We start from the raw sequence: 12735 nt of genomic DNA, 5'->3' as shown, positions 1-12735 counted from the left end.
ATCGGCCGGGTGAAGATCGGGATGCTGGGGCCCTTCGAAGTGCGCGCGGACGACGGCGAGATCGCCGACGTGCCCGGGGCGCGGTTGCGGGGGCTGGTGGTCGCTCTTGCGCTCGATCCCGGGCACGTCGTCCCGAAGGCGCGGCTCGTCGACTGGATCTGGGGTGAGAACCCGCCCGCCGAGACGGCGAACGCCCTGCAGCGCCTGGTTTCCCGGCTCCGGAAGGTCCTGCCGGAAGGCGCGGTCGAAGGCCACCCGAACGGCTACCGGCTCACCGTCGACCCCGACGCCGTCGACGCCGTGCGGTTCGAACGGCTGGTCGCGCAGGCCCGCGCCGACGAAAACCCGCGGCTGCTGCGTGAGGCCCTCGCGCTGTGGCGGGGTGCCGCCATGCAGGACGTCGGCCTGCAGGACAGCGATGCCTTCGACGCCGCCGTCACGCGCCTCGACGGGCTGCGTCTGGCCGCGCTTGAAGACCGCTTCGACGCCGAGCCCGGCGGGGCGGAGCTGGTCACCGAGCTGACCGACCTCGTCGCCGAGCACCCGATGCGGGAACGGCTCGTCGGGGCGCTCATGCGGGCGCTCGCGGCCGCCGGGCGGGAGAACGAGGCGCTGCTCCTCTACCAGCGCACGCGGGAAGCCCTGGCCGACGCGCTGGGCGTCGACCCCTCACCGGAGCTGTCCGCGCTGCACGTCGAGCTGCTCCAGGGCGGGCCGAAACGGCGGCCGGAGACCCGGAAGACCAACCTGCGCGCCGAGCTGAGCAGCTACATCGGCAAGGACGACGACGTCACAGCGGTCGGCGGACTCGTCGGCGCGCACCGGCTCACCACCCTCATCGGGCCGGGCGGCTCGGGGAAGACCCGGCTGGCCACCGAAACCGCGCGCACGCTGCTCGGCGACGCGCCGGACGGCGTCTGGCTGGTCGAGCTCGCGGGCATCGGCGCAGACGGCGACGTCGCCCAGGCGACCCTCGACGGGCTCGGCCTCCGGGACGCGCTGCTCGGTGACGCGCCGTCCGCGGACCCGGCCGACCGGCTCGTCGCCGCGCTCCGCGAGCGGGACACCGTGCTGGTCCTGGACAACTGCGAGCACGTCATCGAGGCCGCCGCCGCACTCGCGCACCGGCTGCTCGGGGAGTGCCGCCGCCTGCGGATCCTGGCGACGAGCCGCGAGCCGCTCGGCATCACCGGGGAGGCGCTGTGGCCGGTCGTGCCGCTGGCCCTGCCCGGCCGCCTCGCCGGTCCCGGCGAGATCGACGCCTCGCCGGCCGTGCGCCTGCTGCGGGAACGGGCGGGCGCGGTGCGCAAGGACCTCGCCGGGGACGCCGAGACGCTGTCGACCATGGCGCGCGTCTGCCGGGCGCTCGACGGGATGCCGCTGGCGATCGAGCTGGCCGCGGCCCGGCTGCGCACGATGTCCCTCGACCAGCTCGCCCACCGGCTCGACGACCGGTTCCGCCTGCTCACCGGCGGCAGCCGCACCGCGCTGCCGCACCACAAGACGCTGCGCGCCGTCATCGACTGGAGCTGGGAGCTGCTCTCCGACACCGAGCGCACGGTCCTGCGCCGGCTCTCGGTGTTCTCCAGCGGTGCGAGCCTCGACGCGGCCGAGCGGGTCTGCGCGGGTGGTCCCGTCGAGCCGGAGGACGTGCTCGACCTGCTCACCGCGCTGACCGAGAAGTCGCTGGTGGTCGCCGAGGGCGACAGCGTGCTGCGCTACCGGATGCTCGGCACGATCAAGGAGTACGCCGCCGACCGCCTCGCGGAGGCGGGGGAAACGGACTCGGCGCGCCATGCGCACCTCGCGTTCTTCACCGAGCTCGCTGAGACGGCCGACCCGCAGCTGCGCCGGGCAGACCAGCTGAAGTGGCTGGGCACGCTCAAGGCCGAGCACGACAACATCAGCGCCGCGATGCGCGGCGCCCTCGCCGACGGCGACGCGCAGGCGTCGATGCGGCTCGCGGCGGGCGCCGGCTGGTACTGGTGGCTCGTCGGCCACAAGGCCGAAGGCATGGAGCTGGTCACCGCGGCCGTCGCCACCCCCGGCGAGGTCGACGACGACATCCGGGCCTGGGTCTACGCGCTGCTCGTGACGTTCGCGAGTTCCGGCATGGGCGACGAGCACCAGGCGGCCGAGTGGATCCACAAGGCCTACGAGCTCAGCCGGCGGAGTGCGTCCCCCAACCCGATGCTGGGCCTGGTCGCCCCGCTCGAACGGATGCTGCGGGAGCCGGGCTCGGCCGTCGCCGCGTGGGAAACCTCGCTGGACAGCGAAGATCCCTGGGTGCGCGCGATGGTCCGGTTGCAGCTCGGCAAGCTGCGGATCGCGCTCGGTGAAGACGGCGACGCCGCGGACGCGTGCCTTGAGCAAGCGCTCACCGAGTTCCGCGCCCTCGGTGAACGGTTCGGGATCTCGTTCGCCCTGACCGAGCTGGCCGACCGCATCGCCACCCGCGGCGAGTTCGCCCGGGCCTGCGCGTACTACGACGAGGCGATCGCGGTGGTCGCCGAGGTCGGCGCGGTCGACGACGTCATCCGGATGCGGTCGCGCCAAGCCCAGCTGTACTGGCTGCTGGACGACGAAGCGGCGAGCGCGGCCGCCATCGCCGAGGCCGGCCGCTGCGCCGAAGAGGTCACCTGGCCGGACTCGCTGGCCATGCTGGCCCTCGCGAAGGCCGAGCTCGCGCGCTGGCACGGCGACGTCAAGGAAGCGTACGAACAGCTCGACGTCGCGACCACCGTCTGGGGCGCCGAAACCGAGCAGCCGACGATCCGGGCCAAGACGCACGAACTGCTGGGGTACCTCGCCGACGACCTCGAGCGGGCGCGGGAGTTCCACGCGACGGCGTGGCGGGCCGCGGCCGCGGTGGGGCACGCGCCCACGATCGCTGAGGTGCTCGTCGGGGTCGCGGACCTGGCCCTGCGCCGGGACGAGCACGTCCAGGCCGCCCGGCTGCTCGCGGCGAGCACCGCCGTGCGCGGGCTGCCGGACCGGGCGAACCCGGACCGCGCCCGCGTCGAAGAAGCCGTGCGGAGCCGCCTCGGCGACGACGGGTACGCCGAGGCGGCTCGGGAAGGGACAGCGGCGGACGGGAGCGAGCTGGCCGCCGTCACGCTCGCTTCTTGAACGTCGAGCGCGCCCACAGGTACCCGGCGACGGCGATCCCCGCGCACCAGGCGAGGGCGATCACCGCGGTGCCGGCCGACGGCGTGCCGTTCAGCAGGCCGCGCAGCGTCTCGATGATCGGCGTGAACGGCTGGTACTCGGCGAACTGCCGGATCCCGGGGCCCATCTTGTCCGCCGGCGCGATGGCGCTGCTGAAGAACGGCAGCATGACCAGCGGCACCGACGCCAGGCCTGCCGTCTCCGGCGACTTCGCGGCCAGGCCGAGCGCGACCGTCAGCCAGCCGACGGCGAGCCCGAGCGCCACGACGACCCCGAGCACGCCGAGCCAGTCGAGGAAACCCGCCGCCGGGCTGAACCCCAGCGCGAAGGCGACCCCGATGATCGCCGCGATGGCGACCAGGTTGGTCAGCAGACCGGCGATGACGTGCCCGGTCAGCACCGCGCCGCGGGAGACGTCCATGACCTTGAACCGGTTGATGATGCCCTTGGTCATGTCGGAGTTCACGGCCGTCGCGGTGGCCCCGAGGCCGTAGCAGACGGCCAGCAGCATCAGGCCCGGTGTGGCGTAGTCGACGTAATCGACTCCGACGTCGAAGGCGTCGCCGAGCATGTAGACGAACATCAGCATGACGACGACCGGCATCAGGACCGCGTTGAAGACCGAGGTCGGGTTCCGGGCGATGTGCTTGAAGTTGCGGCGCAGCATGACGATCGAGTGCGACTGGGTGCTCATTTCGCGGTCACTTCCGTGTCGTGGCCCGTGAGGGCGAGGAAAACGTCGTCGAGGTCGGGGGTGTGGACGGAGAACTCTTCGGCGCCGAGGCCGTACTCGTCGAGCCGGTCGAGGAGGGACCGCAGCGACTTCGTCCCGCTGTCGCTGGGCACCCGCAGGGCGAGCGCTTCGTCGTCGCGCGTGGAGTCGGGGAAGATCCGCGCGGCGGCGTCGAGCTCGGTGCCGGTGGTGAAGCGGAGCCGGACGTGCGTGCCGGGGATCAGCCGCTTCAGGTCGTCGGGCGTGCCCTGGGCGACCAGGCGGCCGCGGTCGAGCACCGCGATCCGGTCGGCGAGCTGGTCGGCCTCCTCGAGGTACTGGGTGGTGAGGAAGATCGTCACGCCGTCGGCCACGAGCTCGCGGACGATCGACCACATCGTGCGGCGGCTGCGCGGGTCCAGCCCGGTCGTCGGCTCGTCCAGGAAGACGATCCGCGGGTCGCCGACCAGCGTCATCGCCAGGTCCAGCTTCCGGCGCATGCCGCCGGAGTAGGTCGAGACCGGCTTCTTCGCCGCCTCCACCAGGTCGAACCGCTCCAGCAGCTCGCCGACGACCCGCTTGCCGCCGCGCTGCAGGTCGACCATCAGCTGGAGGTTCTCCCGCCCGGTCAGCAGCTCGTCGACGGCCGCGAACTGACCGGTGACCCCGATCGCCGCGCGCACCGCCTTGGCCTCGGCCGTGATGTCGTGGCCGGCGACCCGCGCTGTCCCGCCGTCGGCCTTCGCCAGCGTGGTCAGCACGTTCACTGTGGTCGTCTTGCCCGCGCCGTTGGGGCCGAGCAGGGAAAAGATGGAGCCGGTACGCACGTCGAGGTCGATGCCGTCGAGCACGACCTTCTCGCCGTAGGCCTTGCGCAGTCCCGAGACCGCGATCGCTGAATCACTCATGCCGCCACTTTCGGCACCCGGCCTGACGCCGTCCTGACACGGCGCCGCCCCTCGCCGTGTCAGGGCCGTGTCAGGACCGTCCGCGAAGGTCGGTCGCAGCACCCACCACGAGAGGAACTCCGATGACCCAGACGGTTCCCGTCCCGAACGGCCTCCCGATGGAGCGCGACGTGAGCCCCTTCGACCCGGGCAGCCGGATCGCGCGGCTGCGGGACGCCCGCCCGGTCAGCCCGATGCGCTTCCCGGACGGGCACGAAGGCTGGCTCGTCACCGGCTACGACGCCGTCCGTCAGCTGCTGGCCGACTCGCGGTTCAGCTCGCGCCAGGACATCGGCGTCCTCCACATGCCGTACGAGACGCCCGGCATGCCCGTCGCCACCGAGCCGTCCCCGCAGATCCCGGGCATGTTCATCACCATGGACCCGCCGGAGCACTCCCGGCTGCGCAAGCGCCTCACCGGTGCGTTCACCGTCAAGCGCATGAAGCAGCTCGAAGACCACATCACCGAGGTCGTCGAGGGGCAGCTGGACGCGCTCGCGAAGCTGACCCCGCCGATCGACCTGGTCAAGGAGTTCGCACTGCCGGTGCCGTCGCTGGTGATCTGCGAACTGCTCGGCGTCCCCTACGCGGACCGGGAGACCTTCCAGGTCAACTCGGCGAAGTTCCTCGAAAAGGACGTGACGCTCGAAGAGAAGATGGGCGCGTACGGCGCGCTGACGACGTTCCTGGCCGAGCTGGTCACGGGCAAGCGCGCCGAGCCGGGTGAGGACATCCTCTCCGACCTGGCCCGCCACGACGACCTCACGATCGAGGAGCTGACCGGCGCGGCGTTCCTGCTGCTGCTCGCCGGCCACGAAACCACCGCGAACATGCTGGCACTGGGCACTTTTGCGCTCCTGGAGCACCCGGCCCAGCTGGCCGAGCTGCGCGAGAACACCGAGCTCATGCCCGACGCCGTCGAGGAGCTGCTGCGGTACCTGTCCATCGGCGACATCTTCTTCCGTTACGCCACCGAGGACATCGAGCTCGGCGGTGAAACGATCCCCGCGGGCTCGACGGTGATCGTCTCGCTGCTGGCCGCCAACCACGACCCGAAGCGGTTCGAAAACCCGGACACCCTGGACATCCACCGCAAGGCCCGCGGCCACCTGTCCTTCGGCCACGGTGTCCACCAGTGCCTCGGTCAGCAGCTGGCCCGCATCGAGATGCGCGCCGGTTTCGAGGCCCTGCTGCGCCGTTTCCCGACGCTGGCCCTGGCCGTCCCGGCGGAGGAGGTGCAGCTCAAGACGGACATGAACATCTACGGCGTGCACGCCCTGCCGGTCACCTGGAGCTGACCGGGCTCAAGCCGCGCGGTCCGCGGCCGACGTCGTCCGGACGACGTCGGCCAGCGCGCTCAGCACGGCGGCCTTGTGCTGCCGGAAGTAGAAGTGGTCACCGGGGAAGCAGTGCACGCCGATCTCGCCGGTCACGTGGTGCTGCCACGCGCGCAGCACGTCCACGCCGAGGGTGTCGTCACTGCCGCCGAACACGGTCAGCGGCACGGACAACGGCGCTTCGGGACGCCATTCGTAGGTTTCCAGGATCGCGTAGTCGGCACGGACGTACTGCGCGACCCGGGACCTGCGCGCCGGGTCCGTCAGCACTTCGCCGGGCAGGCCGCCGTGGCGCCGCGCGACTTCGTCGAGCAGCTCGTCGTCGGGCAGGTCGCGGATCGGCGGCTCGGCGCGTGGCAGCGAGGGCGCCGGGAAGCTGGACACGACCAGGTGATCCGGCAACCGGCGCCCGAGGCGGCGCAGCTCCCGGGCGACCTCGTACGCCACCAGCGCGCCCAGGCTGTGGCCGAACATCGAATACGGCGCGCCGACCGGGAGGACGTCGACGAGCTCGGCGACGAGGTCGGCCATCCGCGTCAGCACGGGTTCGTCGAGCCGGGAACCACGGCCGGGCAGCTGGACGGCACTGAGCTCGGCGTCGGGCAGCTGCCGCGACCACCGGGCGTACTCCGCGCCCGCCCCACCGCCGTGCGGGAAGCAGAACAGCCGGGGCCGGCCGGGCCGCGCCGGGCCTTGGATGAGCCAGCCGCCGGTCGCGCGCGCGTCCACCATCGTCGGCCCTTCCGTGTAAGGCTTCTCCCCTGACGCCAGCATGATCGCCGCGCCACCGCCCGGACACTCCCGGCTTGCGCTCCCGGGCCGAAACCGCTTGTGACAAGACGTGGTCACCCGCGCACGCACGGCACAGTAGGAACCCAAGACTCGCATCGTGGGGTGTCCGGAGGTCCGGTGTTTCGACGAACCGCAGTTCTCGCCGTCGGCGCGGTGGTGCTGATGGCCCTGTCCGGCACGCCGGCGACGGCCACGCCGTCGCGCTCCAGCGACACCGAGGCCTTGCAGGCGGCCCTGGACGCGGTGCGGGACGCCGGAGTTCCCGGTCTCCTCGCGGAAGTGCGTGACGGCACGAAGGTCTGGCGCGGGGCCAGCGGGGTCGCCGACGTCGCCACCGGCGCGCCGATGCGTCCCGGGCTGGCGTTCCGCGCCGGCAGCATCGGCAAGACGTTCGTGGCGACCACGCTCCTGCAGCTCGTCGGCGAGCACCGGGTGCACCTGGACGATCCCGTGGGCCGTTACCTGGGCGACCTGCTGCCACCGGACCTTTCCACGCGGGTGACCGTCCGGATGGTGCTGCAGCAGACCACCGGCATCAACGACTACCAGACCACGCTCATCCGGTCGGACGATGACATCGCGCGCTACCAAACCGAGACCGTCTCCCCGGAACACCTGGTCGCGCTCGGCCTGGCTCTCCCCCGGACCGGCGCGCCCGGCGCCGCGTACTTCTACTCCAACACCAACTACATCCTCGCCGGGCTGATCATCGAGAAGGTCACGCACCGGCCGGTCGAGCAGGAGGTGGCCCGGCGCATCACGACGCCGTTGCGGCTGTCGCACACCTCCTTCCCCGGCGCCAACCCGTACCTCGTCGGCCCGCACACCAAGGGGTATGTGCCCTGGAGTGACGGCACCCTGCGGGACTTCAGCGTCTACAACATGTCGTGGGCCTGGACCGCCGGGAGCCTGACGTCGACGACCGCGGACCTCGACCGCTTCTACACCGCGCTGCTCACCGGCCGGGTGCTGCGCCCCGACCTGCTCACCGAGATGCTGACCGTGGTGCCGAACGACCCGAAGGACCCCGGCGGCGCCGGGTACGGCCTGGGCATCGGCCGCACGCTCATGCCGTGCGGCCCGACCTGGGGCCACGGCAGCGCCGTCTTCGGGTACGGCGCGGGCTCGATCCGCCGGGTGGATGGCAGCCGGCAGGTCAGCTTCGCCTACAACCTCACGCGGTACCCGGCCGGCGGCCCGATCGACGTCGCGCTCACCCGGTTCCTGCTGCTCGCCCTCTGCGGCGCCGCGAACTGACGCCGAGACCGCACGCGACGAGACGTGCGCACGCCCGCGGCTGGCGGATTGTTGGGCCGCATCCAGGTGAGTCGGAGCCGGGGATCCCCCGGGGCGACGCGCCCACGAACATCGGGAGTGATCTGCGTGACCCAGTACTCGATCGACGCGCGCGGGGACGCGCGCCCGGCGCTGACGAGCCTGCGTCTCTTCGGCGCCCTGCTCGTCTTCATCACCCACGCCGCTTACCTGGCGCCGTTCGCGAACGCCCAGCTCGCGCACGACTTCACGTTCATCGGCATCAACGGCGGCCACTTCGGTGTGTCGCTCTTCTTCGTGCTCAGCGGTTTTGTCCTCACCTGGTCGACCGGGGCCGGCTACCGGCTGCGGGACTTCTGGCGCCGCCGTTTCCTGCGGATCATCCCGAACCACCTGGTGACGTTCCTGCCGGCGCTCGGCGTGACACTCCTGCTCGGCGCGACGATCGGCCTCGGCCCGCTCCTGGTGAACTACCTGTTCCTGCAGCAGGCCTGGGTCACCGACGTCACGTTCGGCGCGCCGTCGCCCAACCCGGTGACGTGGACGCTGGGCGTCGAGATGCTCTTCTACCTGCTGTTCCCGCTGGCCTTCAAGCTGGTGCGGCGGATCCGCACCGACCGCGTGTGGCAGTGGTGGTTCGCCACCGGGCTGCTCGTCCTGCTGACCACGGTCGTCGTCGGCGCGATCCTGCCCAGCGGCCCGCCCAGCCCGCTCTTCCCGTCGGGCACCTGGGCCCAGCACAAGGCGCTCCTGTTCTTCCCGATCACGCGGCTGCCCGACTTCTTCATCGGCATGCTCACCGCGCGGCTGGTGCAGGAGAAGCGGTTCCCGAAGATCAAGGTCGGCTGGGCGGCGGCCATCGCCATCGGCGTCTACGCCTTCACGACGGCGTTCCTGCCCGCCTACTACGGCTTCTCGGGCATGTTCGCCTTCCCGGCGGCCCTGCTGGTCGGCTCGGCCGCGACCCGCGACCGCAGCCGCCCGGGCTTCCTGGAGAGCAAGCCCGCGCTCTGGCTCGGTGAGACCACGTATTCCTTCTACCTGGTCCACCTGCCGTTGCTCTCGCTCGGGCTGTTCATCGCCGCGAAGGTGCTGCCGGGCGGCGGGAAGATGGGCGTGCTCCCCGGGATCCTCTTCATGCTGGTCATGATGGGTGTCGCGCTGGTCGTGGCCCGGCTGCTGTACATCTCGGTCGAGCGGCCGGCGATGCGGCGCTGGGGCCGTTCGCGCCGCGCGGCCCGCCCGCAGCCGATCACCGGCGGCGGCGAGGACACCAAGCCGGACACCACCAAGCCGGACACCGGCACCGCCGAGCCGGGCCGCGCCGCGGCCTGACCGGGGCTGCCCGCAACCGAAGAGACGCCTGCCGGGGTGCCCGGGCGGCACCCTGGCAGGCGAGCACCGAGCCACCACGACCCACTCTCCACCCGGAGGTTCCGTCATCATGGGCAACAACGACTCCCTCAGCGCCGCTGAGCTCGACGAGCTGGACCGTCGCCACCTCGTGCGGTCCATGCAGCGGGGGTACATCAAGGATCGCGTGATCATCACCCGTGGCCGGGGCTCCACGGTGTGGGACGCCGAGGGCAACGAATACCTCGACGCCGCCGGCGGTGGCGTCTGGCACTCGCCGATCGGTCACGGCCGCCCGGAGCTCGCCGAGATCGCCGCCGAGCAGATCAAGCGGATCGAGTTCTTCACCAGCCTGCTCGAGTTCTCCAACGACAAGGCGATCCAGCTCGCCACCCGCATCGCCGGTCTCGCCCCGGAGGGCCTGGACCGCGTGTTCTTCACCAACGGCGGCTCCGAAGCGGTCGAGACGGCGATCAAGGCCGCCCGGCTGTTCCACTTCCGCCGCGGCGAGCCCGACCGCACCTGGATCCTTTCCCGCCACTACTCCTTCCACGGCGCCACCTACGGCAGCGGCACGGCCACCGGCCTCCCGCAGATGCAGCACGGTGTCGGGCCGAACCTGCCCAACTTCGAGAAGCTGACCCCGCCGTACCCGTACCGGGCCGAGATGTACGGCGGCGCCGAGACGACCGACTTCTGCGTCGCGGAGCTGGAAGCGACCATCGAGCGGATCGGCGCGGGCAACATCGCCGCCATGATCGGCGAGCCGGTGATGGCGGGCGGCGGTGTCGTCGCGCCGCCGGAGGACTACTGGCCGCGGATCCAGGAAGTCCTGGACCGGCACGGGATCCTGCTCGTCGCCGACGAGGTCGTCACCGCGTTCGGCCGGCTCGGCTCCTGGTTCGACGCCCCGAACCGCGGCATGCGCCCGCACATGATCACCCTGGCGAAGGGCATCGCGGGCGGGTACGCCGCGCTCGGCGCGACCGTGATGACCGACGCCATCGCCGACACGATCATCGGTGAGGAAGGCTTCTTCCACGGCTACACCTTCCAGGGTCACCCGGTCGCCTGCGCCCTCGGGCTCGAGACGATCGAGATCATCGAGCGTGAGGGCCTGCTGGGCCGCGCCCGCGAGATCGAGGCCGAGCTGCGCGAGGGCCTGGCCGGGCTCAAGGACCTGCCCACGGTCGGCGACGTCCGCGTCGAGGGCACCCTCGCCGCGATCGAGCTCGTGTCGGACCGCGACCACAAGATCCCGGTCGAGTGGCACGTCGGCGACGCCGTCGCGTTCGAGATCCGCGCGCGCCACAACGTGATCGCCCGTCCGTACGCCCACAACCTGGTCCTCGCCCCGCCGCTGGTGACCACCACCGAAGAGATCGCGCGGGCCTGCCAGGCGGTGGCCGAAGTGGTCGGGCGGCTCAGCCCGGCCGGCGACATCGCCCCGTGACCGGCGTGTCCCCCGAAACTCGGAAGGAAGTTCAGATGTACGACTACATCGTGGTCGGAGCCGGCTCGGCGGGGACCGTCGTCGCCACTCGCCTCAGCGAAGACCCCGACAAGCGGGTGCTGCTGCTGGAAGCCGGCGGCCAGGACACGCTGGACACGATCCACATCCCGGCCCTGTTCGGCGACCTGTTCCGCACCAGCGTGGACTGGGACTACGACTCGCACTTCGAGCCGGGTCTCGACCGGCGCCGGATCTTCATCCCCCGGGGCAAGGTCCTGGGCGGCACGAGCTCGATCAACGCCATGCTCTACATCCGGGCCAACCCGCTGGACTACAACAGCTGGAACCAGCCCGGGTGGAGCTACGACGAGCTGCTGCCGCTGTTCCGCCGCGCCGAGGACAACGAGCGCGGCGAGTCCCGCTACCACGGTGTCGGCGGGCCGCTGCGGGTCTCGGAAGGCCGTTCGAACAACATCACCATGACGGCGCTCATCGAGGCTGCCCTCGAGGCGGGCCACCCGGCGAACGACGACTTCAACGGCGAGACGCAGGACGGCTTCGGCCGGTTCCAGCTCACCCAGCGCGACGGCCGCCGGTGGAGCGTCGCGGACGCCTACCTGAAGCCCGCGCTCGACCGGCCCAACCTGACGGTGGTCACGAACTTCCACGCGCTGCGCCTGGTCCTCGACGGCACGCGCGTCACGGGCGTGACCGGCACGCGGTTCGGCGAGGAGCTGACCTTCTCCGCCGAGGCCGAGGTCATCGTCTCCGGGGGCGCCTACAACACCCCGACCCTGCTGATGTACTCGGGGATCGGGCCCGCCGGGGTGCTGGAGGGCGCGGGTGTCGACGTCGCCGTCGACCACCCGGAGGTCGGCCGCAACCTGCAGGACCACCTGTTCGTCCCGCTGATCTACGCCCACGACGAGCCGGTGAGCACGATCGCGGCCGGTGACGCCGAGATGGCCGAGTTCTTCGAGCACGGCACCGGGCCGTTCACCTCGAACGGGCCGGAGGGCGGCGGCTTCATCCGCACCAAGCCGGGCCTGCCCGCGCCGGACGTCTCGTTCTACTGCGGGCCGATGATGTTCCCGGACAGCGGGCTTTCGGTGCCGACCGAGCACGCGGTCACCTTCGGCCCGGTCATGCTGACCCCGGAAAGCCGCGGGCAGGTGTCGATCATCGGGGCGGACCCGACGACGAAGCCGAAGATCGAGCACAACTACCTGACCACGGAGGACGACCGCGTAGTGGCCGTCGAGGGTGTCCGGGCGGCGCTGGAGATCGCGAGCCAGCCGGCCCTGAGCCGCTACACCACGCGTGGGTACCAGGTTCCGGCTTCGGACAAGGCGGACGACGTCCTCGCCTTCATCCGCAGCATCGCCCACCCGATCTGGCACGCGGGCGGCAGCGCGGCGATGGGCAAGGTCGTCGACGCCGAGCTGAAGGTGCAGGGCCTGGAAGGCCTGCGGATCGCCGACACGTCGGTGATGCCCACGATCGGCCGCGGCGCGACGAACGCGTCCGCGATCGTCATCGGCGAACGTGCCGCCGACCTGGTCGCCGGCACCCGGACCGCCCGCAAGGCGGCCTGACGACGCGGGGGGGGGGGGGGGGGGGGGGGGGGGGGGGGGGGGGGGGGGGGGGGGGCCGCCTCCTTCTCTTTCTCTCCCCCCCTCCCCCTGTGCGGAGGAGGAG

At 71.7% G+C, this 12735-nt stretch carries 9 protein-coding genes; 6 read left to right on the top strand and 3 right to left on the bottom strand.

From position 1 onward, the window contains the following. The first annotated feature begins 9 nt into the window (after positions 1–9). Positions 10–3129, top strand: coding sequence for an AfsR/SARP family transcriptional regulator (locus ACZ63E_RS39405; protein WP_465341418.1), 3120 nt, complete (start codon positions 10–12; stop codon positions 3127–3129). Here ACZ63E_RS39405 and ACZ63E_RS39400 read toward each other — a convergent pair. Continuing rightward, positions 3113–3862 carry an ABC transporter permease gene (locus tag ACZ63E_RS39400; RefSeq protein WP_465341417.1) on the bottom strand — a complete coding sequence of 250 codons (750 nt, stop codon included), beginning with the start codon at positions 3860–3862 and terminating at the stop codon, positions 3113–3115. The two genes, ACZ63E_RS39405 and ACZ63E_RS39400, sit on opposite strands and share 17 nt — an antisense overlap. Then, entirely contained in the window at positions 3859–4788 is a 930-nt protein-coding gene (locus ACZ63E_RS39395; RefSeq protein ID WP_465341416.1) for an ATP-binding cassette domain-containing protein, read from the bottom strand. Before ACZ63E_RS39395 ends, ACZ63E_RS39400 begins: the two co-directional genes overlap by 4 nt. A 122-nt stretch (positions 4789–4910) precedes the next feature. On the opposite strand from ACZ63E_RS39395, the gene ACZ63E_RS39390 reads away from it, so the two are divergent. After that, positions 4911–6125, top strand: a complete 1215-nt coding sequence (locus ACZ63E_RS39390; protein WP_465341415.1) for a cytochrome P450 — start codon at positions 4911–4913, stop codon at positions 6123–6125. Positions 6126–6131: 6 nt separating this feature from the next. Here ACZ63E_RS39390 and ACZ63E_RS39385 read toward each other — a convergent pair whose 3' ends face one another. After that, complete coding sequence (locus ACZ63E_RS39385; RefSeq protein ID WP_465341413.1) at positions 6132–6896, bottom strand: thioesterase II family protein; 765 nt, start codon at positions 6894–6896, stop codon at positions 6132–6134. 177 nt (positions 6897–7073) lie between these two features. Here ACZ63E_RS39385 and ACZ63E_RS39380 point away from each other — a divergent pair, with 177 nt between their 5' ends. The 4 genes from ACZ63E_RS39380 (at position 7074) to ACZ63E_RS39365 (ending at position 12632) form a co-directional block, all read left to right on the top strand. Continuing rightward, entirely contained in the window at positions 7074–8213 is a 1140-nt protein-coding gene (locus tag ACZ63E_RS39380) for a serine hydrolase domain-containing protein (RefSeq protein ID WP_465341412.1), read from the top strand. 126 nt (positions 8214–8339) lie between these two features. After that, positions 8340–9566 (top strand): acyltransferase family protein, encoded by a 1227-nt coding sequence (locus ACZ63E_RS39375; protein ID WP_465341411.1) that lies wholly within the window; start codon positions 8340–8342, stop codon positions 9564–9566. A 109-nt stretch (positions 9567–9675) separates the two neighbouring features. After that, positions 9676–11037 carry an aminotransferase family protein gene (locus ACZ63E_RS39370; RefSeq protein ID WP_465341410.1) on the top strand — a complete coding sequence of 454 codons (1362 nt, stop codon included), beginning with the start codon at positions 9676–9678 and terminating at the stop codon, positions 11035–11037. A gap of 35 nt (positions 11038–11072) precedes the next feature. Continuing rightward, the gene (locus ACZ63E_RS39365; RefSeq protein WP_465302295.1) at positions 11073–12632 is read left to right on the top strand and encodes a GMC family oxidoreductase; all 1560 of its coding nucleotides are present in this window, start codon (positions 11073–11075) and stop codon (positions 12630–12632) included. Positions 12633–12735: the final 103 nt, after the last annotated feature.

It is taken from the genome of Amycolatopsis sp. NPDC104819, assembly GCF_055583145.1.
The sequence above is the reverse complement of the archived record's forward strand: the minus strand, read 5'-3'. Positions and strand labels throughout refer to the sequence as shown.

Excerpts from the sequence above, each read along its gene's own strand:
- ACZ63E_RS39365 (WP_465302295.1), top strand. The coding sequence starts at position 11,073 with ATGTACGACTACATCGTGGTCGGAGCCGGCTCGGCGGGGACCGTCGTC.
- ACZ63E_RS39395 (WP_465341416.1), bottom strand. The coding sequence starts at position 4,788 with ATGAGTGATTCAGCGATCGCGGTCTCGGGACTGCGCAAGGCCTACGGC.
- ACZ63E_RS39385 (WP_465341413.1), bottom strand. The coding sequence starts at position 6,896 with ATGGTGGACGCGCGCGCGACCGGCGGCTGGCTCATCCAAGGCCCGGCG.
- ACZ63E_RS39390 (WP_465341415.1), top strand. The coding sequence starts at position 4,911 with ATGACCCAGACGGTTCCCGTCCCGAACGGCCTCCCGATGGAGCGCGAC.
- ACZ63E_RS39370 (WP_465341410.1), top strand. The coding sequence starts at position 9,676 with ATGGGCAACAACGACTCCCTCAGCGCCGCTGAGCTCGACGAGCTGGAC.
- ACZ63E_RS39400 (WP_465341417.1), bottom strand. The coding sequence starts at position 3,862 with ATGAGCACCCAGTCGCACTCGATCGTCATGCTGCGCCGCAACTTCAAG.